Origin of the sequence: Mesorhizobium abyssinicae, assembly GCF_049887195.1 — a bacterium.
Classification (GTDB): Bacteria; Pseudomonadota; Alphaproteobacteria; order Rhizobiales; family Rhizobiaceae; genus Mesorhizobium; species Mesorhizobium abyssinicae.
Genome location: NZ_JARAKC010000173.1, coordinates 1 through 236, shown reverse-complemented (window position 1 = coordinate 236; position 236 = coordinate 1). Strand labels below are relative to the sequence as shown.

At 64.8% G+C, this 236-nt stretch carries 1 protein-coding gene; it reads left to right on the top strand.

All coding sequences use genetic code 11. The features are described from left to right. Positions 1–30 precede the first annotated feature (30 nt). A partial coding sequence (locus tag PU724_RS34125) for a hypothetical protein (protein WP_426213880.1) occupies positions 31–236 on the top strand: 206 nt, incomplete at its 3' end.

Sequence of the window (236 nt, the reverse complement as noted above, 5' to 3'; positions counted from 1 at the left end):
TTGCCCTTTGCTCCACCAGCTCACTCACCTGTGCAGAGTTTTGACCAGGACGAGCTCTTTGCCGCCGCCGAGCGCGCCGGGCCGTTTACGGCTGCAAGTTTCGCTTCGGCGCAGTTCGGGCAGGATGCGGAGCGGGTGGTCCACTCACCCGCGCAAAGTGTCGATCAGCCGCGGAGCCGCGCAGCGATTGGGGTCGGTTACGAAGCTTTGAGTTCCATGCCGCCGCCGCGGGTCAA